General features: G+C 71.4%; 23 protein-coding genes and 2 tRNA genes. 5 read left to right on the forward strand and 20 right to left on the reverse strand.

All coding sequences use genetic code 11. The features are described from left to right. Nucleotides 1-82: 82 nt before the first annotated feature. The 14 genes from ABUW04_RS17440 to pgsA form a co-directional block, all read right to left on the reverse strand. Nucleotides 83-628: an adenine phosphoribosyltransferase gene (locus tag ABUW04_RS17440; RefSeq protein WP_030248738.1), complete on the reverse strand. Its 546-nt coding sequence runs from the start codon at nucleotides 626-628 to the stop codon at nucleotides 83-85. 6 nt (nucleotides 629-634) lie between these two features. Further along, entirely contained in the window at nucleotides 635-1,795 is a 1,161-nt protein-coding gene (secF, locus tag ABUW04_RS17445; RefSeq protein ID WP_030248736.1) for a protein translocase subunit SecF, read from the reverse strand. A 4-nt stretch (nucleotides 1,796-1,799) separates the two neighbouring features. Further along, nucleotides 1,800-3,536, reverse strand: coding sequence for a protein translocase subunit SecD (gene secD, locus ABUW04_RS17450; protein ID WP_380565618.1), 1,737 nt, complete (start codon nucleotides 3,534-3,536; stop codon nucleotides 1,800-1,802). Between the two features lie 197 nt (nucleotides 3,537-3,733). Next, a complete protein-coding gene (yajC, locus tag ABUW04_RS17455) occupies nucleotides 3,734-4,177 on the reverse strand; it encodes a preprotein translocase subunit YajC (RefSeq protein WP_030248732.1) in 444 nt (147 codons plus the stop codon). Nucleotides 4,178-4,350: 173 nt separating this feature from the next. Further along, nucleotides 4,351-5,424 (reverse strand): Holliday junction branch migration DNA helicase RuvB, encoded by a 1,074-nt coding sequence (gene ruvB, locus ABUW04_RS17460; protein WP_030248730.1) that lies wholly within the window; start codon nucleotides 5,422-5,424, stop codon nucleotides 4,351-4,353. Between the two features lie 11 nt (nucleotides 5,425-5,435). Continuing rightward, a complete protein-coding gene (ruvA, locus tag ABUW04_RS17465) occupies nucleotides 5,436-6,053 on the reverse strand; it encodes a Holliday junction branch migration protein RuvA (protein ID WP_030248729.1) in 618 nt (205 codons plus the stop codon). After that, nucleotides 6,050-6,580 (reverse strand): crossover junction endodeoxyribonuclease RuvC, encoded by a 531-nt coding sequence (gene ruvC / locus ABUW04_RS17470; protein ID WP_030248727.1) that lies wholly within the window; start codon nucleotides 6,578-6,580, stop codon nucleotides 6,050-6,052. Before ruvC ends, ruvA begins: the two co-directional genes overlap by 4 nt. Before the next feature lie 162 nt (nucleotides 6,581-6,742). After that, nucleotides 6,743-7,504, reverse strand: coding sequence for a YebC/PmpR family DNA-binding transcriptional regulator (locus ABUW04_RS17475; protein WP_030248725.1), 762 nt, complete (start codon nucleotides 7,502-7,504; stop codon nucleotides 6,743-6,745). A gap of 65 nt (nucleotides 7,505-7,569) precedes the next feature. Next, nucleotides 7,570-8,166, reverse strand: a complete 597-nt coding sequence (gene pdxT / locus ABUW04_RS17480; protein WP_030248723.1) for a pyridoxal 5'-phosphate synthase glutaminase subunit PdxT — start codon at nucleotides 8,164-8,166, stop codon at nucleotides 7,570-7,572. Nucleotides 8,167-8,247: 81 nt separating this feature from the next. Continuing rightward, nucleotides 8,248-9,162 carry a pyridoxal 5'-phosphate synthase lyase subunit PdxS gene (pdxS, locus tag ABUW04_RS17485; protein WP_380565619.1) on the reverse strand — a complete coding sequence of 305 codons (915 nt, stop codon included), beginning with the start codon at nucleotides 9,160-9,162 and terminating at the stop codon, nucleotides 8,248-8,250. A 147-nt stretch (nucleotides 9,163-9,309) separates the two neighbouring features. Continuing rightward, nucleotides 9,310-9,846 (reverse strand): hypothetical protein, encoded by a 537-nt coding sequence (locus ABUW04_RS17490; protein ID WP_380565620.1) that lies wholly within the window; start codon nucleotides 9,844-9,846, stop codon nucleotides 9,310-9,312. 52 nt (nucleotides 9,847-9,898) lie between these two features. Continuing rightward, nucleotides 9,899-11,080 carry a glycosyltransferase family 4 protein gene (locus ABUW04_RS17495; RefSeq protein ID WP_030248719.1) on the reverse strand — a complete coding sequence of 394 codons (1,182 nt, stop codon included), beginning with the start codon at nucleotides 11,078-11,080 and terminating at the stop codon, nucleotides 9,899-9,901. Beyond that, nucleotides 11,077-12,021, reverse strand: a complete 945-nt coding sequence (locus ABUW04_RS17500) for a phosphatidylinositol mannoside acyltransferase (protein WP_380565621.1) — start codon at nucleotides 12,019-12,021, stop codon at nucleotides 11,077-11,079. The genes ABUW04_RS17495 and ABUW04_RS17500 overlap by 4 nt, the downstream gene beginning before the upstream one ends. After that, entirely contained in the window at nucleotides 12,018-12,668 is a 651-nt protein-coding gene (pgsA, locus tag ABUW04_RS17505; protein WP_030248717.1) for a phosphatidylinositol phosphate synthase, read from the reverse strand. Before pgsA ends, ABUW04_RS17500 begins: the two co-directional genes overlap by 4 nt. Nucleotides 12,669-12,977: 309 nt before the next feature. Here pgsA and ABUW04_RS17510 point away from each other — a divergent pair, with 309 nt between their 5' ends. Further along, nucleotides 12,978-15,188, forward strand: a complete 2,211-nt coding sequence (locus ABUW04_RS17510; protein WP_380565622.1) for an elongation factor G-like protein EF-G2 — start codon at nucleotides 12,978-12,980, stop codon at nucleotides 15,186-15,188. Nucleotides 15,189-15,325: 137 nt separating this feature from the next. Next, nucleotides 15,326-16,939: a hypothetical protein gene (locus ABUW04_RS17515; protein ID WP_380565623.1), complete on the forward strand. Its 1,614-nt coding sequence runs from the start codon at nucleotides 15,326-15,328 to the stop codon at nucleotides 16,937-16,939. Nucleotides 16,940-16,967: 28 nt separating this feature from the next. Here ABUW04_RS17515 and ABUW04_RS17520 read toward each other — a convergent pair whose 3' ends face one another. The 4 genes from ABUW04_RS17520 to ABUW04_RS17535 all read right to left on the reverse strand — a co-directional run bounded on the left by ABUW04_RS17520 (nucleotide 16,968) and on the right by ABUW04_RS17535 (nucleotide 21,532). Beyond that, a complete protein-coding gene (locus ABUW04_RS17520) occupies nucleotides 16,968-17,528 on the reverse strand; it encodes an HIT family protein (RefSeq protein WP_380565624.1) in 561 nt (186 codons plus the stop codon). A 61-nt stretch (nucleotides 17,529-17,589) separates the two neighbouring features. Continuing rightward, nucleotides 17,590-19,572: a threonine--tRNA ligase gene (gene thrS, locus ABUW04_RS17525; protein ID WP_030248711.1), complete on the reverse strand. Its 1,983-nt coding sequence runs from the start codon at nucleotides 19,570-19,572 to the stop codon at nucleotides 17,590-17,592. Between the two features lie 87 nt (nucleotides 19,573-19,659). Next, nucleotides 19,660-20,901, reverse strand: coding sequence for a hypothetical protein (locus ABUW04_RS17530; RefSeq protein ID WP_380565625.1), 1,242 nt, complete (start codon nucleotides 20,899-20,901; stop codon nucleotides 19,660-19,662). Between the two features lie 49 nt (nucleotides 20,902-20,950). Then, nucleotides 20,951-21,532 carry a DUF4365 domain-containing protein gene (locus ABUW04_RS17535; protein ID WP_380565626.1) on the reverse strand — a complete coding sequence of 194 codons (582 nt, stop codon included), beginning with the start codon at nucleotides 21,530-21,532 and terminating at the stop codon, nucleotides 20,951-20,953. 179 nt (nucleotides 21,533-21,711) lie between these two features. Between ABUW04_RS17535 and ABUW04_RS17540 the strand changes: the two genes are divergently transcribed. Next, the gene (locus ABUW04_RS17540; protein ID WP_030248706.1) at nucleotides 21,712-22,440 is read left to right on the forward strand and encodes a 3'-5' exonuclease; all 729 of its coding nucleotides are present in this window, start codon (nucleotides 21,712-21,714) and stop codon (nucleotides 22,438-22,440) included. Nucleotides 22,441-22,524: 84 nt separating this feature from the next. Here the strand turns inward: ABUW04_RS17540 and ABUW04_RS17545 are convergent. Beyond that, nucleotides 22,525-22,596, reverse strand: a tRNA-Val gene (locus ABUW04_RS17545). 105 nt (nucleotides 22,597-22,701) lie between these two features. On the opposite strand from ABUW04_RS17545, the gene ABUW04_RS17550 reads away from it, so the two are divergent. Further along, the gene (locus ABUW04_RS17550; protein WP_380565627.1) at nucleotides 22,702-23,214 is read left to right on the forward strand and encodes an isochorismatase family protein; all 513 of its coding nucleotides are present in this window, start codon (nucleotides 22,702-22,704) and stop codon (nucleotides 23,212-23,214) included. Between the two features lie 66 nt (nucleotides 23,215-23,280). On the opposite strand, the gene ABUW04_RS17555 is transcribed toward ABUW04_RS17550, so the two are convergent. After that, nucleotides 23,281-23,352: transfer RNA gene (locus ABUW04_RS17555), tRNA-Val, on the reverse strand. 305 nt (nucleotides 23,353-23,657) lie between these two features. Here ABUW04_RS17555 and ABUW04_RS17560 point away from each other — a divergent pair. Beyond that, nucleotides 23,658-24,071, forward strand: coding sequence for an SsgA family sporulation/cell division regulator (locus ABUW04_RS17560; RefSeq protein WP_030248700.1), 414 nt, complete (start codon nucleotides 23,658-23,660; stop codon nucleotides 24,069-24,071). Nucleotides 24,072-24,122 lie beyond the last annotated feature (51 nt).

Raw genomic sequence — 24,122 nt, forward strand, 5'->3', positions numbered from 1 at the left:
CCGGTGACCCGCCCGCGTCGGTCCTGCTGTACTCCGGCCTTTCGGGGCGCGACGCCCCGTACCCCTGCGCGCAGACCGCCTGCTACAGCGCGATGATCGCTTCCAGGGGGGCTTCGCCCAGGTGGGGCTGCAGGCGCTCACGGCCGCCGAGGAAGCCGAGCTCCATCAGCACCGCCACTCCGGCCAGCTCCGCCCCGGCCCGGCGGACCAGGTCCAGCGAGGCCTCGACGGTGCCGCCGGTGGCCAGCACGTCGTCGACCACCAGCACCCGCTCACCGGGGACGAAGGCGTCGCACTGGACCTCTATCACCGCCGAGCCGTACTCCAGGTCGTAGGCCTGGCTGAAGCAGGGGCCGGGCAGCTTGCCCTCCTTGCGGACCGGGACGAAGCCCGCGCCCGCGGCGTAGGCGGCCGGGGCCGCCAGGATGAAGCCGCGCGCCTCGAGGCCGACGACCTTGGTCGCGCCCAGGGCCTTGGCCCGTGCCGCCAGGTGGTCGACCAGGGCGGCGAAGGCCACCGCGTCGTCCAGCAGCGGCGCGATGTCCTTGAAGACCACTCCGGGCTTGGGGTAGTCCGGGACGTCGCGGATCCGGGAGGCCAGCAGTGCGGCCAGGTCGTCGGTGCTCATGTGGTGCTACTTCCTCTTGCCGGGGGCCCGGCGGTCGTTGCGGCTGCGGTTGACCGGCTGGCGCCGGGGACCCGTGCTGCCGCCGGCGCCGCTGCCGCTGCTGACCGGGACGTTGCCCTCGGCGGCCTCGTCGTCCTGGCCCGCGCGGTCGGCCTGGTCCAGGACCACGCCCTCCGCCGCGGCCTTGGCCTCGGCGGCCCGGCGCTGCCTGACCTTCTTGGCCAGCGCGATGTTCTCCGGCTGCTTCTCCTTGAGCCAGGCCACCATCGGGGTGGCGACGCAGATCGAGGAGTAGGCACCGGCGCTCAGGCCGACGAACAGCGCCAGCGAGATGTCGTTCAGGGTGCCGGCGCCGAGCAGGCCGCCGCCGATGAACAGCAGCGCCGCGACCGGCAGCAGCGCCAGGATGGTGGTGTTGATGGACCGCACCAGGGTGCTGTTCAGCGACTGGTTGGCGGCGTCGCTGTAGTTCAGCCTGGACTGGGTGCCCAGCTTCTTGGTGGCGTCCTTGAGGCCGTCGAACACCACGACGGTGTCGTAGAGCGAGTAGCCGAGGACGGTCAGGAAGCCGATCACCGTGCCCGAGGTGACGGTGAAGCCCAGCAGGGCGTAGACGCCGACGGTGATCACCATGTCGTGCAGCAGCGCGACCAGGGCGCCCACCGCGAGCCGCCACTCGAAGGCGACGGCGAGGTAGAGCGTCACCAGCACCATGAAGGCGATGATCCCGTACAGGGCCTTCTTGCTGATGTCCTGGCCCCAGCTGGCACCGATCATCTGGGTGCTGACCTGGTTGGCCGGGACGCCCAGCTGGGAGGTGATCTCGGTGATCGCCTTCTCCGTGGTGACGTTCTCGGCGGCGCTGATCTGGATGGTGATCTGCTTGCCGGAACTGCTGGAGGAGGACTGCACCACCGAGGAGTTGTCGCCGGTGATCTTGTTGGCGACGTCCTGGGCCTGGCTGACGGTGACCCCGGGCTTGGAGATCGTGTAGATCTCGCCGCCCTTGAACTCGATGCCGAGGTTCAGGCCGCGCAGGCTGAGGCCGAGGATCGCCGCGAGCACGATCACCCCGGAGAGGGCGACCCAGAGCTTGCGCCGACCGACGAAGTCGAAGCTGAGTTCGCCGGTGAAGAGCCGGTGGCCGATGTTGCCGAAGCGGGACATCTGGTCAGGCCTCCTTGGTCTCGGCGGGACGGCGGCCGCCGCGCAGCGGGGGCCTCACGCCCAGCCGCTTGGGGTCGAGCCCGGACATGGGATGGCCCTCGGCGAAGAACTTCCGGCGGGCCAGCAGGGTGATCAGCGGCTTGGTGAACAGGAAGATCACCACGACGTCGAGCAGGGTGGTCAGACCCAGGGTGAACGCGAAGCCCTGGACCTTGCCCACCGTGAAGAAGTACAGCACCGCGGCGGCCAGGAAGGACACGAAGTCGGCGACCAGGATGGTGCGCCGGGCCTTGGGCCAGGCCCGCTGCACCGCGGGGCGCAGCGAGGAGCCGTGCCGCAGTTCGTCGCGGATTCTCTCGAAGTAGACGACGAAGGAGTCCGCGGTGATACCGATGGCCACGATGGCGCCGCAGACCGCCGGCAGGTTCAGCGCGAACCCGATCGTCGCTCCGAGCAGGCACATGATCGCGTAGGTCAGCACGGCGGAGACCGCCAGACCGGCGATGGCCACCAGGCCGAGGCCCCGGTAGTAGAGCAGCGAGTAGAGGATCACCAGTGCCAGACCGATGGCGCCGGAGACCAGGCCCGCGGTGAGCTGGCTGCTGCCGAGCTCGGGCGAGACGGTGGTCACGTCCTGCTTGCTGAAGTCCAGCGGGAGCGCGCCGTAGCTCAGCACGTTGGCGAGGCTGGTCGCCTCCTCCTGGGTGAAGCTGCCGGTGATCTGCGCCTGGCCGCCGGTGATCGCCGAGGAGACCGAGGGGGCGGACTGCACCTTGCCGTCCAGGACGATCGCGAACTGGTTCGCCGGGGTGGTGTTCTTGGCCAGCGCGGTGGTGACCGTGGTGAACTTCGAGCCACCGCTGCTGGTGAAGTTCAGGTTGACCTGCCAGCCGCCGTTCTGGGTGCTGATGCCGGCCGAGGCGCTGCTGATGTCGGTGCCGGGGACGGCCACCGGACCCAGGGCGTACTTGATGTAGTAGCCGGCGCTGGCGTCCGAGGAGCAGGCCACCGCGTCCTTGGTGGTGTCGGTCTGGTGGTCCACCCGCTGGGCGGCCTTGGAGCAGTCCAGGTTGGCGAACTGCGTCGTCAGGTCGGCCGGGACGGTGCCGGTGGTGAGCGAGGCGGCAGCGGCTGCGGAACTCGATGCGGCTGCTGCTGCGGTGCCGGTGGCGGCGGGGGTGGTGCTCGCCTTGGCCGTGGCACTGGCACTGGCCGTCGCCGAGGCCTTGGTGAGGTCACCGGTGACCGCGTCGCCCTGCGTCTTGGTCGCGGACGGGGAAGCGGAGGCCGAACCCGAGGGGGCGTTGGCCTGGGTGCTCGCCGAGGCGGAGGCGGAGGCGGTTCCCGAGGCACTGGCGCTGGCACTGGCCGAGGAGGTGACGGTGACACCCGACGGGGCCTCGGCGAGGACCGGACGGAAGTACAGCTTCGCGGTCGTACCGACCTCGTTCTCGATCTGCTGGGTGTTGTTCCCCTTGGGGATCGTCACCACGATCGTGTCGCTGCCCTCGGTCTGCACGGTGGCTTCGGAGACGCCCATCCCGTTGACGCGCTGCTGCAGGATCGAGACGGCCTCGTTCATGCTGGTGCTGTTGACAGCGCCGGGGTTGTTCTTGGGCGCGACCGCCTTGAGCGTGACGGTGGTGCCACCTGCAAGGTCGACGCCGAGGCGGGGGGTCGTGTTCCCGGTGGCGAACATGATGGCCACCAGGGCCACCGCGACCGCCAGGATCAGGCCCATCGCGCGCCCCGGGTATCCGTCACGGGGACGGGATTTGGGTGATGCCACCTTCTCGTTTCTCTCTGTCCATGCCGTGGGTGGGTCGCGCCGTCACCGCCGGGGGTCCGGCGGACAGGGGATGGCGCGGCCACGACGCAGCGGTCCGTTGGGGCCGTCCGGGGTTGGGTGGCCCCGGCGTGTCTGCCGTATGGGGCAGGCTACTTGGCGGCTACGCCCTTGTCAGCGGCGGGCTCTGCGTCATCCTCCACCCCGGCATCGGCCTTCTCCAGCGAAGGCGCCTTGTCCAGCTCGACCGGGGCCTCGTCGGCGACGACCGTCTGCGCGTCGTCCTCGATCTCCTCGGCCTCGTCCTCGACCTCGTCGCCGTGGACGATGCGGTTGTACTCCGCTCCGTCCATCACGACGGCGATGGCGTTCTTGGCGTAGATGGCGTGGACGCCGGGGGCGACCTCAAGCTCGACGGAGTCCTCGTTCACGGCCTTCACCAGGGCGTACATACCGCCGATGGTGCGGATACCGGAACCGGGCTCCATCTTGTTGCGCATCTCCGCGGCCTGCGCCTGCTTCTTCTTGGCAGAGCGGGTCATCAGGTACATCGCGCCCATCATGACGACGATGATGACGAGGAAAGAGGAATTCACGGCTGACAGGTCCTTTGCGAGGCCGCAAGGGAAGCGGCCGGTCTTTTCGGTGGCGGGCCGTCCGAAAGGGAGCGGCAACGGCGGAGTCTAGGCGACCCGCCTTGGAGGGACAACGTCAAGCATGTCATCCCGGTTCCGACGAAAGCGAGTAGCAGGGCCTTCTTCGCTGTGAGTCAGCCCTCAGCGGCGTCGCCGAAGAGGTCCTGCTGGGCCGGGAGGGAGGTGTGCGGCGGGGCGGGCGGTGGCGTGAGACCCAGGTGCTGCCAGGCGGCGGCGGTGGCGATCCGGCCCCTGGGGGTACGGGCCAGCAGGCCCTCGCGCACCAGGAACGGCTCGGCGACCTCCTCCACCGTCTCGCTCTCCTCCCCCACCGCGACGGCCAGCGTGGACAGGCCCACCGGGCCGCCGCCGAAGAGCTTCAGCAGCGCCTGCAGCACCGCGCGGTCCAGCCGGTCCAGCCCGCGCTCGTCCACCTCGTACACCCCGAGGGCGGCGGCGGCGATCTCCCTGGTGACCTCGCCGTCATGCCTGACCTGCGCGAAGTCCCGGACCCGGCGCAGCAGCCGGTTGGCGATCCGGGGCGTGCCCCGGGAGCGCCCGGCGATCTCCGCCGCGCCCGCGGTGTCGATCCGGACGTCGAGCAGGCGGGCCGAGCGGTGGATCACCCGCTCCAGTTCGACCGGGGCGTAGAACTCCATGTGGCCGGTGAAGCCGAAGCGGTCGCGCAGCGGCGGGGGCAGCAGCCCGGCCCTGGTGGTGGCGCCGACCAGGGTGAACGGCGGCAGTTCCAGCGGGATGGCGGTGGCGCCGGGGCCCTTGCCGACGATCACGTCGACCCGGAAGTCCTCCATCGCCATGTAGAGCATCTCCTCGGCCGGACGGGACATCCGGTGGATCTCGTCCAGGAACAGCACCTCGCCCTCGGTCAGCGAGGAGAGGATCGCGGCGAGGTCGCCGGCGTGCTGGATGGCCGGGCCCGAGGTGATCCGGATCGGGGCGTTCATCTCCGCCGCGATGATCATCGACAGGGTGGTCTTGCCCAGCCCGGGAGGGCCGCTGAGCAGCACGTGGTCCGGGGTGGCCGCACGGTGCCGGGCCGCCTGGAGCACCAGCGACAGCTGCTCGCGGACCCGCTCCTGGCCGATGAACTCGCCCAGGTCCTTGGGGCGCAGCGCGGCCTCGACGGCGCGGTCCTCGCCGTCGGCGGAGGAGGAGACGGCCGAGGTGGTCTCGTCGTAGGGGCTCATCGAGCTGCTCCTCAGCGGGTGCGGTTGCGGGTACGGAGCGCGCTGCGGAGCAGGGCGGAGACGTCGGTCCGCTCCTGGGCCTCGGCCTCGGGGGTGACCGCCGCGACCGCGTCCTCGGCCTCACGCGGGGCGAACCCCAGCCCGACCAGGGCGGCGTGCAGCTGGTCCTGCCAGGGGGCGGGGCCGGAGGACAGCACGGCGTGCTGCTGGGCCGGCACCGCGCCGGTGGGCGCGCCCAGCTTGTCCTTGAGCTCGATCAGCAGCTTCTGCGCGCCCTTGGGCCCGATCCCCGGGACGGCGGTGAGGGTCTTGGCGTCGCCGCGCTGGACCGCGATCCGCAGCGCGTCGGGACGGTGCACCGCGAGCATCGCCTGGGCGACCTTGGGGCCGATGCCGCTGGCGGTCTGCAGCAGCTCGAAGGTGGTGCGCTCGTCGTCGTCGGCGAAGCCGTAGAGGGTGAGCGAGTCCTCGCGGACCACCAGCGAGGTGGCCAGCCGGCCGGGCTCGCCGACCTTCAGCCCGGCCAGCACCGAGGGGGCGCACTGGACCAGCATGCCCACGCCGCCGACCTCGATGACGGCCGAGGCCGGGCCGAGGGCGGCCACCGGTCCACTGACGAAGGCGATCATCGGCGGTACTCCTTGGGACGGGCGGCCGCGACGGCGGCGGCGATGCGGTCGGTGGCGGCTCCGCGCCAGATGTGGCAGATGGCCAGGGCCAGGGCGTCCGCGGCGTCGGCCGGCTTGGGCGGCGCGTCCAGCCGCAGCAGCCGGGTGACCATGGCCCCGACCTGGGCCTTGTCGGCGCGGCCGTTGCCGCTGATGGCGGCCTTGACCTCGCTGGGGGTGTGCAGGGTGACCGGGATGCCGCGGCGGGTGGCGCAGAGCATCGCCACCGCGCTGGCCTGCGCGGTGCCCATCACGGTGCGGACGTTGTGCTGGGCGAACACCCGCTCCACCGCGACCAGTTCGGGCTGGTGCCGGTCGAACCAGAGCTCCAGCCCCTCCTCGATCTGCAGCAGCCGGTGCGCCACGTCCAGCTCGGCCGGGGTGCGCACCACCCCGCAGGCGACCATGCGCAGCGGACGCCCGGGCGCGCCGTCGACCACGCCGACGCCGCAGCGGGTCAGCCCCGGATCCACGCCGAGCACGCGCACGGTTGTCGCCCTTCGCCTCGAACGGATGGTTGCCTGGTGAGGCTATCGGTTGCCACCGACACAACAGCCCCGGACATGCCCGCGCAAACAAGGCAGCGCAGACAAGACGCCGCCCGGCTACCCGCAGTGGGCGCCGGGCGGCGGAGGCAGCTTCCGGTAGGACTACTCGTCCTCGTCGAGCTCGGCGACGACCTCGGCGGAGAGGTCGAAGTTGGCGAAGACGTTCTGCACGTCGTCGCTGTCCTCCAGCGCGTCGATCAGCTTGAAGATCTTGCGGGCGCCGTCGGCGTCCAGCTCGACCTGGACGCTGGGGACGAAGTTGGCGTCGGCCGAGTCGTAGTCGATGCCGGCGTCCTGCAGCGCGGTGCGCACCGCGACCATGTCGGTGGCCTCGCTGAGCACCTCGAAGGTGTCACCGAGGTCGTTGACCTCCTCGGCGCCGGCGTCGAGCACGGCCTCCATCACGGTGTCCTCGTCGAGCTTGTCGCCCTTGGGGACCACCACGACGCCCTTGCGGTTGAACATGTACGACACCGAGCCCGGGTCGGCCATCGAGCCGCCGTTGCGGGTCATCGCCACGCGCACGTCGGAGGCGGCGCGGTTGCGGTTGTCGGTGAGGCACTCGATCAGCACGGCGACGCCGTTGGGGCCGTAGCCCTCGTACATGATGGTGGAGTAGTCGGCCCCGCCGGCCTCGGCGCCCGAGCCGCGCTTGACGGCGCGGTTGATGTTGTCGATCGGCACCGAGCTCTTCTTGGCCTTCTGGATGGCGTCGTAGAGCGTGGGGTTGCCGGCCGGGTCACCGCCGCCGGTGCGGGCCGCCACCTCGATGTTCTTGATCATCTTCGCGAAGAGCTTGCCGCGCTTCGCGTCGATGGCGGCCTTCTTGTGCTTGGTGGTAGCCCACTTGGAGTGGCCGGACATCGAGTAGCTCCTTAAGACAACACCAGAGAAACGAACAACAGACGAGATCCTACCGTCACCTGCCGTTACGCCCGGGCACGGACCATGTCCACGAAGAACCGGTGGATGCGGTGGTCACCGGTCAGTTCCGGGTGGAACGAGGTGGCCAGCAGACTACCCTGACGCACCGCCACGATCCGCTCGTGGTCCAGCGCGGCGAGCACCTCGACGCCCTCGCCCACCGACTCGACCCAGGGCGCCCGGATGAACACGCCGTGCACCGGGCCGCCGTCCAGCCCGCGCACCTCGATGGCCTGCTCGAAGGACTCGTTCTGGCGGCCGAAGGCGTTGCGCCGCACCACCATGTCGATGCCGCCGACGGTCTCCTGGTCGTCCCGGCCGTCCAGGATCTTGTCGGCCAGCATGATCATGCCTGCGCAGGAGCCGTAGACCGGCATCCCGGCCGCGACCCGCTCCCGCAGCGGCTGCATCAGCCCGAACAGCAGCGCCAGCTTGGACATGGTGGTGGACTCGCCGCCGGGGATGACCAGGGCGTCGACCTCGGCCAGCTCCTCGGGGCGGCGGATCGGCCGGGCCACCGCGTCCGCCTCGGCCAGGGCCATGGCGTGCTCGCGCACGTCGCCCTGGAGGGCGAGGACGCCGACTACGGGGGAACTGGTCACTGTGGGGAACCTCTTCGCGAAGGATGGGAAACAAGGGGGAGCGCGGACCGTTCGGTCCGCGCTCCCCACCGAACCTGCGGACTACCAGCCGCGGTTGGCGTAGCGCTCGGGCTCGGGCAGGGTGTCGCAGTTGATGCCGACCATGGCCTCGCCCAGGTTGCGGGAGGCGTCCGCGATGATCTTCGGGTCGTCGAAGAAGGTGGTGGCCTTGACGATGGCGGCGGCGCGCTTGGCCGGGTCGCCGGACTTGAAGATGCCGGAGCCGACGAAGACGCCCTCGGCGCCGAGCTGGCGCATCAGCGCGGCGTCGGCCGGGGTGGCCACACCACCGGCGGAGAACAGCACCACCGGGAGCTTGCCGAGCTCGGCGACCTCCTTGACCAGCTCGTACGGGGCGCGCAGGTCCTTGGCGGCGGCGTAGAGCTCGTTGCTGTCGTAGCCGCGCAGCCGGGCGATCTCGTTCTTGATCTGGCGCAGGTGGCGGACGGCCTCGACCACGTTGCCGGTACCGGCCTCGCCCTTGGAGCGGATCATGGCCGCGCCCTCGGCGATCCGGCGCAGCGCCTCACCGAGGTTGGTGGCGCCGCAGACGAAGGGGGTGGTGAAGGCGAACTTGTCGGAGTGGTTCACCTCGTCGGCCGGGGTCAGCACCTCGGACTCGTCGATGTAGTCGACGCCGAGCGCCTGCAACACCTGGGCCTCGACGAAGTGGCCGATCCGGGACTTGGCCATGACCGGGATGGAGACCGCCTCGATGATCTCCTCGATCATGTTGGGGTCGGACATCCGGGCGACGCCGCCGTCCTTGCGGATGTCGGCCGGGACCCGCTCCAGCGCCATCACCGCGACGGCACCGGCGTCCTCGGCGATCTTCGCCTGCTCGGCGTTGACGACGTCCATGATCACGCCGCCCTTGAGCTGCTCGGCCATGCCCCGCTTGACGCGGGCGGTGCCGACCGAGGGCTGGTCGGTGGGGGCGGGAGTGTTGGTGGACACGAAAGACCTCACTGAAGAATGCGGAGCAGTGGTGCGACAAGCCCATGGTAGGCCCGCTCCGACCCTAACCGATTGCTCCACCGGGTCCATCGGACGCAGATCACACACTCCGCCGTGGCACTCGCGGGTCGGCCGTACCGGCGCCGCTCAGGCCGGGGCGACCAGTACCGGCGGCGCCTCGTCGTCGATCTCGACGGTCTGCGGGAAGGGCGCGTAGCCGGCCAGCCGGAAGATCCGCACGATCCGGTGCCGCCGCACCGCCCGGGCGGCCCGGACCGAGTCGTTGTGGAAGGTGCGGGCCATCGGCACCCGGCGCACCGCCGAGCTGAGCTCGACCACGTACTCCTCGCCGCCGACCAGTGCGCGCAACTCCCTGACCTGCTCGGGCTCGGCGAAGACCGCCCGCAGGGCCTGGCTCAGCTCGCTCTCGGCGAGCTCCCGGCCCTCCTCGGACGCGGTCCGCGCGCCGTGCGCCGCCTGGTAGAGCACCACCGAGGCGGCCGGGTCCAGCAGCGTGGAGGTGGAGAGCTCCAGCGTCGCCGAGGCGCGGCGCAGCAGCTGCGCGTCCAGGCCGGCCCGGGCGGCGTCGATGCGCGCGTGCAGGCGGTCCAGCCGCCCCGCGGTCCAGCTGAGGTAGAGGCCGACGAGGACAACGGCGAAGGCGACCCAGATCCAGATGCTCACGAAGGGTCACTGTAGAGGTTCGGACCGGTCGCCCGGTCCGCTCCCCGGCTCCTCAGTCCCGGGCCAGGCCCAGCCGGGCCCGCCAGCCGCCGCCCGGGTCCTCGCCGACTATCGCGGCGGCACCGGTGGTGACCGTCTCGTAGACGGAGAGGATGTCGGCCGCGACGGTCTCCCAGTCGAAGCGGCGGACGTGCCGTGAGCCGGCCTCGCGCAGCTCGGCGAGCCGCTCCGGGTCGCCCAGCAGCCGGACCGCAGCGTCCGCCAGCGCCTCGGCGTCCTCGACCGGGAACAGCTCCCCGGCCGCGCCGCCGTCCAGCACCTGCCGGAACGCGTCCAGATCGCTGGCCAGCACCGGCGCGTTCGCGGACATCGCCTCGACCAGGATGATGCCGAAGCTCTCGCCGCCGGTGTTGGGCGCGACGTAGAGGTCCACGCTGCGCAGCAGCGCCGCCTTCTCCTCGTCGCTGACCATGCCGAGGAACTCGATCCTGGCCCGGACCTCGGCGGGCAGGCCCTTGACCGCCTCCTCCTCGTCGCCCCGGCCGGCCACCAGCAGCCGCACCCCGGGGCGGGCCGCCAGGATCCGGGGCAGCGCCTCCAGCAGCGTCGGCAGGCCCTTGCGCGGCTCGTTGATCCGGCCCACGAAGCCGATGGTGCCGCCGTCGGGGACGTCCGCGCCGCTCCACTCGGGACGCGGCTCGGCGCGGGCGAAGAAGCCGACGTCGACGCCGTTGGGGATGACCACGGCGTCCCCGCCGAAGTGCTCGACCAGGGTGCGCCGGGCGTACTCGCTGACCGCGATTCGGGCGCTGATCTTCTCCAGCGCCGGCTGCACGATCGGCTCGGCGGCGACCATCACCCGGGACCGCGGGTTGGAGGTGTGGAAGGTCGCCACGATCGGACCGCTGGCGGCCCAGCAGGCCAGCAGCGACAGGCTCGGCGCCACCGGCTCGTGGATGTGCAGCACGTCGAAGGCGCCCTCGTGCAGCCAGCGGCGGACCCGGGCGGCGGAGAGGAAGCCGAAGGTCAGCCGGGCCACCGAGCCGTTGTAGGGGACCGGGACGGCGCGTCCGGCCGGGACCACGTACGGCGGCACCGGGGTGTCGTCGTCGGCCGGGGCCAGCACCGAGACCTCGTGGCCCAGCCGGATCAGGTGCTCGGCCAGGTCCCTGACGTGGAACTGCACCCCGCCGGGGACGTCCCAGGCGTAGGGGCAGACGATTCCGATCCTCACCGGGAAGCCTCCGCCGTCGGCTGCCCGACCGCGGCCGGGGCCCGGTCCGGGTCGAGGTCCGCCAGCCAGAAGCGCTGCAGCATGTGCCAGTCCCCCGGGTGCTCGCGCACCCCCTCGGACCACACGTCCGCGAGCGCCTGCGTCATCGCCGCGGCCTTCTCCCGCTTGCTGCCCTCCGCCGGGACCGGCACCTCCTCGTGCACCCGGCCCTTCATCACCGGGGTGCCGTCGTACCAGAGGGTCACCGGCAGCAGCGCCGCCCCGGTCTGCGCCGCCAGCACCGCGGGACCGGCCGGCATCCGCGCCGCCTCGCCCAGGAAGCTGACGTCGACGCCGGAGGCGGACAGGTCGCGGTCGCCGACCAGGCACACCAGACCGCCGGCCCGCAGCCGCTTGGCCAGCGTGGCCAGGGTGTTGGCGCCGCCGGTCAGCGGCAGCACCTCCATCCCCAGGCCCTCGCGGTAGGCCACGAAGCGGTCGTACAGCTTCTCCGGCTTCAGCCGCTCGGCGACGGTGCTGAACGGGTAGCCGCGCACCACCACCCAGGCCCCGGCCAGGTCCCAGTTGCCCATGTGCGGCAGCGCCAGCACCGCCCCGCGGCCGGACGCCATGGCCTCGTCCAGCCGCTCGACGAACTCCGGCTCGAAGGAGGCGGCGATCCGCTCCCGGCTCCACACCGGCATCCGGAACGACTCGCACCAGTAGCGCAGGTAGTTGCGCATCCCCAGCCGGCCCAGCTCGGCGATCTCGGCCTCGGTCGCCTCCGGGCGGACCCGGCGCAGATTGGACTCCAGCCGCAGCACGCCCTTGCCGCGGCGCTTCCAGGCCAGTTCCGCGATCCGCCGGAACAGCCCGTTCGCCACCGACTCGGGCAACCGCTTCACCGCCCCCCAGCCCGCGGCGTAGGCGCCGTACGTCACCTGGTCGCTGAGTCCGCTCACAACTGCCCTCCCCCGGCCGCGATCGCCTCGGCGGCCTCGCGGCGCACCGTCAGGATGCGCTGCAGTGCGGTGATCAGACTACCCACCGCGATCAGCCACAGGGCGATCGGAAGCAGCCAGTCGATGTAGGGCACCCCGAAGCCGTGCAGCCCGGCGAGCCCGGCCGCGACCAGGGTCACCACCAGCCGCTCGGCCCGCTCGACCAGGCCCGAGACGTCGCACTTCAGGCCCAGGCTCTCGGCCCGCGCCTTGGTGTAGGACACCACCTGCCCGCTGGCCAGGCAGAACAGCGCCACCGAGCAGAGCAGCAGGTTGTCCCCGCCGCCGGCGTACCACAGGGCGATTCCGGCGAAGACCGCCGAGTCCGCGACCCGGTCCAGGGTGGAGTCCAGGAACGCGCCCCAGACGCTGGAGCTGCCCGCCTGGCGGGCCATGTTGCCGTCGACCAGGTCGGAGAAGACAAAGGCGGTGATCACGATGGTGCCCCAGAAGAAGCTGCCCTGGGGGAAGAACACCAGCGCTCCGGCGACCACCCCGGCCGTGCCCACCAGGGTGACCATGTCCGGGCTGACACCGATGCGCAGCAGGAACGACGCAAAGGGGGTGAGCACCCGCGTGAAGAAAGCTCGCGCGTATTTGTTGAGCATGGGCCTTCCGACCGCTCCGATCTGACTGAAGTTCCGGCTCTGGTCCGGCGCTGGTCCGGCCGGTGTCCGGCCGTTCCGGGACGGCGCTCTCACCGCGGCCCCCGGCGGGCTGGCCCATGCTATCCGGGCGCGGTCCGCGCGCTGGGCGCGGGCACGCCGCCCGTGCGGGAGCTATGGACCTCGGCCGGTTGCGGTGCCAAGCTCACCATCACCGCGGGTGACCCTCAGTCAACGCAACGCGGTGCCCGCGGCAGGTACTTCCAGGAGGTCACGTCCAGCAACTGGCACGTCCGGCGTTAGGAGAGCGCGATGGGTGACAGGACGACAGCGGCACCGGGAGGCCCCGGCAGGGGTACGGCGGCCGACCAGTACCAGCGCAGCCGGCCGGATCTGATCCGCAACGTCGTGCTGGTCGGCCACAGCGGGGCCGGGAAGACCACCCTCGCCGAGACCCTCGCCCTCGCCACCGGCGCGCTGACCCGCGCAGGACGCGTCCAGGACGGCACCACCGTCTCCGACTACGACGAGATCGAGCACCGCCAGCAGCGCTCGGTCCAGCTCTCGCTGGTCCCACTGGTGCACGCCGGAGTGCGGATCAACCTGCTGGACACCCCCGGCTACGCCGACTTCGTCGGCGAGCTGCGGGCCGGGCTGCGGGCCGCCGACGCCGCCCTGTTCGTCGTCCCCGCCACCGACGGCATCGACGGCGCCACCAGGATGCTGTGGGAGGAGTGCGCCGCCGTCGCCATGCCCCGTGCCCTGGTCGTCACCAAGCTGGACGCCCCGCAGGCCGACTTCAACGCCACCGTCGAGCTGTGCCGGGAGGCCTTCGGCGGGGACAACCCGGAGGCGGTGCTGCCGCTCTACCTGCCGCTGAACCGGGGCCCGGCCGGCCCCGACGGCAACCCCAGGATCTCCGGACTGCTCGGCCTGCTCAGCGGCAGCTGCTACGACTACGGCAGCGGACAGCGCACCGAGCACACCCCCGACCGGGCCCTGGTCGAGACCGCCGCCGAGGCAAGGGACCGGCTGATCGAGGCCGTCATCGCGGAGAGTGAGGACGAGGCCCTGATGGACCGCTACCTCTCCGGCGAGACGGTGGACACCAAGACCCTGATCGACGACCTGGAGCGGGCCGTCGCCCGCGGCGCCTTCCACCCCGTGCTGGCCTCCGCCCTGCCGGTCGAGGGCTCCCGGGCCGGTCTGGGCAGCGCCGAGCTGCTGGAGCTCGTCAGCTCCGCCTTCCCCTCCCCTGCCGAGCACCTGCCGCCGCCGGCCACCACCCCCGAGGGCCGCCCGCGTCCGGCGCTGGCCTGCGACCCGGAGGGCCCGCTGGCGGCCGAGGTGGTCAAGACCAGCGGCGACCCCTACGTCGGTAGGCTCAGCCTGGTCCGGGTCTTCTCCGGCACGCTGCGCCCGGACCAGCCGGTGCACGTCTCCGGCCACGGCCAGGCCGACCGGGGCACCGACGACCATGACGCCGACGAGCGGGTGGGGTCGCTCTCCTCCCCCTTCGGCCGCACCCAGCGCAGCGTCGACCAGGCCGTCGCCGGGGACATCGTCTGCATCGCCAAACTCGGCTCGGCGCAGACCGGCGACACCCTCTCCGCCCCCGCCGACCCGCTGCTGGTGGCGCCCTGGGCGATGCCCGACCCGCTGCTGCCGGTCGCGGTGGAGGCGCACAGCAAGGCCGACGAGGACAAGCTCTCGCAGAGCCTGGGCCGGATCACCGCCGAGGACCCCACCCTGCGGCTCGAACAGAACCCGGACACCCACCAGTTGGTGCTGTGGTGCCTCGGCGAGGCCCACGCCGACGTGCTGCTGGAGCGGCTGCGCAGCCGCTACGGCGTCCAGGTCGACCCGGTCCCCTACACCGTCCCGCTGCGGGAGACCTTCGCCGGGACCGGCCACGGCCGCGGACGGCACGTCAAGCAGTCCGGCGGCCACGGCCAGTTCGCCATCTGCGAGATCGACGTGGAGCCGCTGCCGCCGGGCAGCGGCTTCGAGTTCGTCGACCGGGTCGTCGGCGGCGCGGTGCCGCGGCAGTTCATCCCCTCGGTGGAGAAGGGCGTCCGGGCCCAACTGCTGCGCGGGGTAAGCGCCGGCTTCCCGGTCGTCGACGTCAGGGTCACCCTGGTCGACGGCAAGGCGCACTCGGTGGACTCCTCCGACGCCGCCTTCCAGACCGCCGGCGCGCTCGCGCTGCGCGAGGCCGCCGGCACCGCCGGCGTGCGGCTGCTGGAACCCGTCGCCGAGGTCCGGGTGCTGGTCCCGGACGAGTACGTGGGCGCGGTGCTCAGCGACCTCTCCAGCCGCCGTGGCCGGGTCCAGGGCACCGAGCCGGTGGGCACCGGACGGACCCTGGTACGGGCCGAGGTACCGGAGTTGGAGATCGTCAGGTACGCCGTGGACCTGCGCTCGCTCTCCCACGGCGCGGGCGACTTCACCCGCGCCTACGTCCGCCACGAGGCCATGCCGGAGGCGGTGGCGGCCAGGGCGCTGGCCGAGTCGCAGGGGTGATCCGCAAAGGCCTGACGGGCGATGATCGGCGACGATACGCTGACAGCCGGGCCTGCTGACATCCGCTCAGAGGATGGACGGATGATCAGTCGGGCTCGGGGAACACTGGTTGATACGGCTGTCGGGAGGGGACCACAGTGCCGGACGTCCCGCGCGAATCGCTCAACTTCGCGGCCACCGAGTCACTCTCGTCCCTCGCGTACCGGGACGGGCCGCTCACCGGCCTGACCGACAGCGTGGAGAGCGTCAGCCACAAGGAAGGGCGGCACGGGCTCTTCGTCCCCACCATAGGCGAGGCCTTCTGCCGCGCGGTGGTCAAGCGCACCACCGGCAAGGGCCGCAAACCCCTGGTCCCCTCCTACGGCGCCGACCCGCGCCGGGTGGTCGAGCACTGCCTGGAGGCGGAGAAGATCCGTCATGAACGCGACCGCAGGCTCACCGGGGTCGCGGTGGTGTTCGGGCTGCTCTTCCTGCCCGGCACGCTGATCTGGCTGGCGGCCTTCAAGATCCGAGACCTCAGCACCCCCGAGCGGCGCTCCCTCTACGGCGGCGTCGCCCTCACCGTGGCCGCGCTGCTCGCCGTCCTGCTGCTGCTCCGGCCGTTCGCCTCCGGCTGGGTCGGGCTCTACGTCCGGGTGATGATGCTGGTCCCGGTGCTCGGCTGGTTCGTCGCCTTCCGGATCTGCCGACGCACCGCCGACCAGCTGCGGCTGCGCTGGAACGAGGTGCTGGACGGCAGCGGCCTGGGCCCGGTGGTCCCGGAGATCGTGCCGATGGGCCCGCAGGACACCAGGGCCGAGGAGCTCAAGAAGGCCCTGGAGCTGCTGGAGGCCGAGCAGGAGACCAACGTGCTGCAGTACGCCGGGACCAAGGGCATCCTCGGCCTGGGCAAGCGCTGGGGCTCCTGGCACATGGCCGAGCAGATCGACCCGGCGGAGGGCATCGCCGAGATCCGCACCTTCCACCCCTGGGACGTGCTGCGGCGGATCGAGGACCGGCTCAGGGAGATGTCCAGGTCGACCATGCCGGCCGAGAACGGCATCCCGGACATGCGGGTCACCCACTGGATGGTCATGTCGATACCGGAGGGCGCCGACGAGATCAGCCGCCCCTCCAACGCCGACATGGACGGCTACCGTTACCGCAACTCGGCCATGACCAGCCTCGCCAACAAGCAGCAGTTCGGCCGCGGGCCCCGGCACTACCTGGGCACCCAGTTCGTGCTGTGGGGCGGTCAGTTGGTGGTGACGCTGCTGGTCACCGTCACCCTGCTGCACCACACCCTGCGGGTCGAGGTCACCGGCCACGCGCTGGGCCCGATGGCGCCGATGTTCAACAAGAAGGCCTCCCGGGCCGAGATCCAGGTGCCCAGGCCCGGCCGGCCCTGGGAGGAACGCACCAAGCAGCTGCCGATAGTCGCCGCCGACGAGGTGGTCCGGCTCACCCTGCGCGCCCCGTTCACCTGGCCCTGGGGCGAGCCGATCCTGGACTGGCTCGGCGGCACCCTCAAACTCCCGGAGCCCTTCGGCCTGCGGCACGCCTGGGCGGTCCGCCCGTGGAGCGACCGCTTCATGGCCGACGACGCCCTCCGGGTCGCCACCCCGGTGCTGCGCACCGTGCACAAGGCGACCATGGAGTTCCTGGAGGACCACGACGTCGAGGTGGAGCGCTTCGGCAACCGGGCCGGCATGCTCGGCGGCGAGGTCCAGGGCGCGAGGGCCTCCAAGGCCGACGTCTACGACGCCGACTGACCGCCGCCCGCCGTTCCCGTCCCCCGGGTCAGTCCTCCGGCCAGGCGTCGGCGATCACCTTCCGGGTGTCCGCGAGGAGTTGCGGCAGCACCCGGGTCTGGCCGATCACCGGCATGAAGTTGGTGTCCCCGCCCCAGCGGGGCACCACGTGCTGGTGCAGGTGCGCGGCGATGCCGGCGCCGGCCACCGAGCCCTGGTTCATGCCCAGGTTGAAACCGTGCGCGCCGGAGGCGGCCCGCAGCGCGGTCATCGCCTGCTTGGTGAGCGCGGCGACGTCCGTGGTCTCCTCCGGCGTGAGGTCCGTGTAGTCGGCGACGTGCCGGTACGGCACCGCCATCAGATGGCCGGAGTTGTACGGGTACAGGTTCAGCACCGCGTAGGCGTGGTCCATCCGACGCAGGATCAGCCCGTCCTCGTCCGACATCGCCGGGATCGCGCAGAACGGGCAGCCGTCGGCGGGCTCGGGGCCGGTCGGCTTGTTCTCACCCTTGATGTAGGCCATCCGGTGAGGGGTCCACAGGCGGCCGAAAGCGTCCGGCTCGCCCGCCCCGTTCTGCTGCTCCGGCTCCGTCGTCATAGCGATCAGCATAGGCGCTGACGCGCAGGTGCCGGGGGGCGGGCTCACCCTGAACACGCCCCCCGGCACAGGCTCACACCTGGATCCGGCGCTCCACCGCGTCGAGGATCTCGGCCAGTGCCTCAGCGCGCGGGATGCCGTTCTTCTGCTCGCCGTTGCGGTAGCGGAAGGAGACGGTGCCGGCGGCCATGTCGTCGTCACCGACGATCACCATGAAGGGGACCTTCAGCTTCTGCTGGTTGCGGATCTTCTTCTGCATCCGGTCGCTGGAGGCGTCCACCTCGACCCGCAGCCCCTTGGCCCTCGCCTCGGCGGCGAACTCCTCGAGGTACTCGACATGCGCGTCGCCGATCGGGATGCCGACCGCCTGGACCGGCGCCAGCCACGCCGGGAACGCGCCGGCGTAGTGCTCCAGCAGCACTCCGAAGAAGCGCTCGATGCTGCCGAACAGCGCCCGGTGGATCATCACCGGCTGCTGCCGCGAACCGTCCGCGGCGGTGTACTCCAGGCCGAACCGCTTCGGCTGCTGGAAGTCGACCTGGATGGTCGACATCTGCCAGGACCGGCCGATGGCGTCCTTGACCTGGACCGAGATCTTCGGCCCGTAGTAGGCCGCGCCACCGGGGTCGGCGACCAGCGGAAGGCCCTGCTTCTCGGCGGCCACCCGCAGCGCCTCGGTGGCCTCCTCCCACTCCGCGTCCTCGCCGATGAACTTGTCGGACTCGGGGTCGCGGGTGGACAGCTCCAGCTCGAAGTCGGTCAGCCCGTAGTCGCGCAGCAGGTCCAGCACGAAGGTGAGGAGCGAGTCGAGCTCCCCGGGCATCTGGTCCTTGGTGCAGTAGATGTGCGAGTCGTCCTGGGTGAAGCCGCGCGAGCGGGTCAGCCCGTGCACCACACCGGACTTCTCGTACCGGTACACCGTCCCGAACTCGAAGAGCCGCAGCGGCAGTTCACGGTAGGAACGGCCCCGGGCCTTGAAGATCAGGTTGTGCATCGGGCAGTTCATGGCCTTGAGGCGGTAGTTCTGCCCGTCGAACTCCATGGGCGGGAACATCCCGTCCGCGTAGTTCGGCAGGTGCCCCGAGGTCTCGAAGAGGTGCTCCTTGGAGATGTGCGGGGTGTTCACGAACTCGTAGCCGGAGTCCTCGTGCCGCCGGCGCGAGTACTGCTCCATCTCCTTGCGGATCACCCCGCCCCTGGGGTGGAAGACCGCGAGGCCGGGGCCCAGCTCGTCGGGGAAGGAGAAGAGGTCCAGCTCGGCGCCGAGCTTGCGGTGGTCCCGCTTCTCGGCCTCGACCAGGAAGTCGAGGTACGCCTTGAGCTCGTCCTTGGTCGGCCAGGCGGTGCCGTAGATCCGCTGCAGCTGCGGGTTCTTCTCGCTGCCGCGCCAGTAGGCGGCGGCCGAGCGCATCAGCTTGAACGCCGGGATGTTCCGGGTGCTGGGCAGGTGCGGACCGCGGCAGAGGTCCTTCCAGCACAGCTCGCCGGTCTTGGCGTCCAGGTTGTCGTAGATCGTCAGCTCGCCGGAGCCCACCTCGGCGTCGGCGCCGTCGGCGGCCTGCGCGGCACTGCCCTTGAGGCCGATCAGCTCCAGCTTGTACGGCTCGTCGGCCAGCTCCACCCGGGCGGACTCGTCGTCGGTGACCCGGCGCGAGAACAGCTGCCCGCGCTTCTGGATCTCCTGCATCTTCTTCTCGACGGCCTTGAGGTCCTCCGGGGTGAACGGCCTCTCGACGTCGAAGTCGTAGTAGAAGCCGTCCTTGACCGGCGGGCCGATGCCGAGCTTGGCCTCGGGGAAGATCTCCTGCACGGCCTGGGCCATGACGTGCGCGGTGGAGTGGCGCAGGATCGACAGGCCGTCCGGGCTGTCGATGGTGACCGGCTCCACCTCGTCGCCGTCGGCCAGCACCTGGGCCAGGTCGCGCAGCTCGCCGCCGATGCGGGCGGCGACCACGGCGCGCTCGCCGGGGAACAGCTCCGCCGCCGTAGTGCCCGTCGTCACCACACGCTCTTCCCGATCGGGTTCGCGACTGATGACCACACGGACGTCCGACACCGGACTCTCCTGACTCTCGGCAATCTCCTGAGCAGCAGGTGCTGCGGTCATGATGGTACCGAGAGTGCGGGGCGCCCCGCGCAGCCGTCACCCGCCCTCGTTGTCCTCGCGCGCCGCGGGCTCGCCGACCCGCAGCCGCAGCGCCTTGAGCATCCGGTCGCGCTCGGCGGCGTCCAGTTCCAGCGGCACCAGGGTGCTGGGGACGGAGAGCTTGCGGAAGCCGCCCTTGCGCTCCAGCCGACCGCGCAGCCGGACCGGGACGCCGGCCAGATGGGACTCGACCGCGGTGCGGTAGTCGTCCTCCCCCAGCCGGACCCGCACCTCGTCCACGTCGGCGCCGGACAGCACCGCCAGCCTGGCCTGGCCCTCGCCGCCGGGGACCGGCCGTTTCAGCCGGATCACCGCACCGGTCAGCTCCACCTCGACGGCTGGTTCGCTGTGTTCCAGTCGCTCGCCCGCGGCCTCCAGGGCGGGCAGGTCGCCGGGGCTGAACTCCAGGTGCAGCCGCCGGTTGGCGAAGCCCAGCGGGGTGCCCACCGAGGCGGCCCAGTCCAGCGAGATCTCGATGCCCTCGCTGCCCCGCACCAGCGTCACCACCGAGGCGATCAGCTCGCGGCTGACGCCGAGGCGTACCCCGTCGTCGAAGGCCTCGGTCCGGCCGCTGACCCGCTGCAGGTCGATGGCGTCCCGGGTCGCCTCCAGCGCGCGGACCAGGGTGGTGGTGATGTTGCGGTCGTCGGGGGCGGGCGCGTAGGCGGTGAGCAGCCCGGCGCCGGTGCCGGGGGCGACCACCAGGATCCGGTCCAGGAACTCGGCCGCCCGGCCGTCCAGCCGGGCCCCGAAGTAGGCGGCGCGCAGCAGCCCGGCCTTGGCGGCGGCGGAGAGCATGGCGGTGGCGCCGTCGTGCAGGTCCTCCTCCGAGCCCCAGCTGACGGCACCGCCCACGCCGGGGGTCTCCCGGCGCCAGTGGATCTCGTCGCCGGGGACCAGCAGCGCCGCGAGGATGGCCCGGGCGGAGGGGACCCCCGAGTGCGAGAGCGCCGCGATGGCCTCGTCCAGCAGGTCGACGCTGTCGTCGAAGCGGCGGTCGGCGGGGACCAGCAGGCTGGTGTCCGGTTCCAGGTCGTCCGGCGGGGTCCAGCGGATGTAGCGCCCCTCGGCGCCGCCGCGGCGGGTCCAGCCGTGCCGGGCGAGCAGGGTGCCGAGCACCGCGGGGTCGACCCTGGCCGGGTCGATGTGGACCGCGTCCGCGGGGGTGCGCGTACCGCCTGCGCGGACGGCGTCGCGTCCGGCGGCGTCCAGTGCCTCTGGTCGGGTTTCGCGGCGCATCGCTGTCACGTTGTCCCTCCCGCGGGGGTCGATACCGCAGAGCCCTCGTTCAAGGACGCTCTCCCGCTCCCACACGGGCCATGATGGCGCAGAGGGCGCGGTCGTCGAAGACCTGGCCGGTCGGAATCCGGACATTCGTCCGGCGCTTTCCGGTGACCGGGTGCCCTGCCAGGTTGACCCAGTAGCAGCAGTGGCGCAGCTCCAGCCGGTCCGGGCCGGACAGCAGCCACTGGTCGACCTCCCTGGGGACCAGCATGACGACCAGGATCTTGTGCACGGCGACCCGTGCGTGGGCGAGTTTTCGCAGATGGTCGTTGTCGAGGGTGAAGCTGAACCACGGTCCTGCCGGGTTCGGCGGGATCTGGTAGGTGCACTTGAGCTGGACCTTGATGGTGGCCTCGTCGTCCTCGGTGTGTTGCGAACTGCCGTGGCTCACGTGCCAGTCGATCCCGTTGTCGGGGAACGGCGAGGACAGTGCGCATCCCGCCGCCGCCGCGACCGCGTGCAGATAGCCCACCTGGAGGGTCTCCATGCAGGAGGTGACCGCGAGTTGACCTCGCATCGGTTGTCCCGTTCCGGTCCCGCCCCATTCGGGCGGCGGGTCGGCCGGTTCGGGTTGTGTCAGCGCCATCGTCTTCCCCGTTGGGCAGCCCGCCGCCCGGACCGGACGGGCCGTCACTGTCTGTTGTCTCCGGCCTGACGGTGGGTCAAACGGATCCGCAGCTCACAGCGGTAATTGGGCACAGGGGGATTGAATGCCGAGGGTGACCGGGTATCACCTCACTGTCACCGCCACTGGGGGAGGAAGCCATGACCGACTGGTACGAGGGGCCGCTGGCTTCCTTTGACACCGAGACCACGGGTGTGGACGTGGAACATGACCGGATCGTGACGGCGGCGCTGGTGGTCCAGGAGTCCGCGGGCGGCCCGGTGCGGCGCCGGGACTGGGCCGCCGACCCGGGCGTGCCGATCCCCGAGGGGGCCACCGCGGTGCACGGCCTGACCGACCGCTGGGCCCGGGAGCACGGCCGTCCGGCGCCGGTGGTGGTGGAGGAGATCGCCCGGGCCCTGGCCGAGACGGCCAGGGCCGGACTGCCGCTGGTCATCATGAACGCCCCCTACGACCTCACGCTGCTGGACCGGGAGTTGGGCCGGCACCGGGGTTCCTCGCTGGGCGACTACGTGGCCAGCGCGCCGCTGCTGGTGGTGGACCCCCGGGTGCTGGACAAGCACCTGGACCGCTACCGCAAGGGCCGCCGCACCCTGGGCGACCTGTGCGCGCACTACGGCGTGGTGCTGAACGGGGCGCACGACGCGGCAGCCGACGCCACCGCGGCGATGCTGCTGGTGCGGGCCATCGGCGCACGGTTCGAGGAGCGGCTGGCGGCGCTGACCCCGGCGGAGCTGCATCTGCGCCAGGCGGTCTGGCACGCGGCGCAGGCGCGGGGGCTGCAGCAGTGGTTCAACCGCAGCGGCTCACCCGAGGCGGTGGACACCTCCTGGCCGCTGCGGCGCCGGGTGGAGGAACAGGCGGCCTGACCGGACCTGCTGAGCCTCGGCCAGAAACGCCGAAGGCCCCTCGACGTGAGGGGCCTTCGGTACTTTCGTGCGGTCAGACCGCGGTGCGCAATGCTGGGTTCGAACCAGCGACCTCTCCGGTGTGAACGGAGCGCTCTCCCACTGAGCTAATCGCGCCTGCCCACCGTGGTGGCGACGGAGTGAACATTAGCATCACGTCTCCCGGTGTCCTAAATGCCTTTTCCGTCGCCCACCATCGAACACCAGTGCTAAATTGCTGTCATGACCTCCGCACTTCTGCTCATCGACGTCCAGCGCAACATGCTGCTCCCGCCCGAGCCGGTCCCCGACGCGAGCGCGATCCGGGCGGCACTCGCCGAACTGCTCGACCGGGCCCGCCGGGCCGGATCGGTGATCGTCCACGTCCGCAACACCGGCGATCCGGAGGTCGGCGACCCGGACGCGCCGGGCACCCCCGGCTGGGAGCTGGTGTTCGAACAGCTGCCCGAGGAGCACGTGATCGACAAGCTCAGCACCGACAGCTTCGCCGGGACCGGTCTTGACCGGCTGCTCCCGCCGGGATCACCGCTGGTCGTCGCGGGCCTGCAGAGCGACTACTGCGTCCGTGCCACCTCGCTCGCGGCGATCGCCCGCGGACACGCGGTGCAGCTGGCCAGCGGCGCGCACGCCACCTACCCGGACGGGCAGCCGGCCGCGGAGATCTCGGCGGCGGTGGAGCTGGAACTGGCGGCGGCCGGTGCGGCGGTCACCCGCTGGGACGACATCCGCTTCTGAGCGCGGGAAAACGCGGGAAAGGCAGCGGCCCCGCAGATCGCTGATCTGCGGGGCCGCTGCCTTCGGTGCGCAATGCTGGGTTCGAACCAGCGACCTCTCCGGTGTGAACGGAGCGCTCTCCCACTGAGCTAATCGCGCCTCGCATCCGGCCCGTTCCGGGCGGTGCAGGGAAAACACTACCGCATCGGGCCGGGTGCTCCTGACCTGCCCCGGGACGGCGGACCGGCCCCCGGGTGACTGGATCTCGCCCCTGCGCTGTCGCCGCCGGGCAGCTCTGCCGCAGGCTGGCGGAACGCCTGTGACGGGCGTGACTGCTGAGCCGGAAGGGGTACCAGGAACGTACTAATCGGGACAGACGGGTTTACACCGGTCGCACAGGTGGGATGGTCCGTTCGCCGACGTGCGATCCCCGAGCGCACACTGAGCGAAAGGCCCTGGCGCTTATGAACACCACGGTCAGCTGCGAGCTGCACCTGCGCCTCATCGTGTCGAGCGAGTCATCACTGCCCGTCCCCGCGGGCCTGCGCTACGACACCGCCGACCCCTATGCCGTGCACGCCACCTTCCACACGGGCGCCGACGAAACCGTCGACTGGGTGTTCGCCCGCGACCTCCTTGCGGAGGGGCTGCACCGGCCTACCGGGACCGGTGACGTCCGTGTCTGGCCCTCCCGCAGCCACGGACAAGGAGTCGTCTGCATCGCCCTGAGCTCTCCGGAAGGAGAAGCCCTGTTGGAAGCCCCGGCGCGCGCGCTGGAGTCCTTCCTCAAGCGAACCGATGCCGCGGTGCCCCCGGGCACCGAGCACCGCCATTTCGATCTCGACCGAGAGCTCTCCCACATCCTTGCGGAGAACTGAACCGCTTCATTCCTTCTACCGTGCGCAGCCGTGCTACTCGGGGGCACGGAA

Origin of the sequence: Streptacidiphilus jeojiensis (assembly GCF_042510965.1) — a bacterium.
In the GTDB taxonomy this organism is placed as follows: Bacteria; Actinomycetota; Actinomycetes; order Streptomycetales; family Streptomycetaceae; genus Streptacidiphilus; species Streptacidiphilus jeojiensis.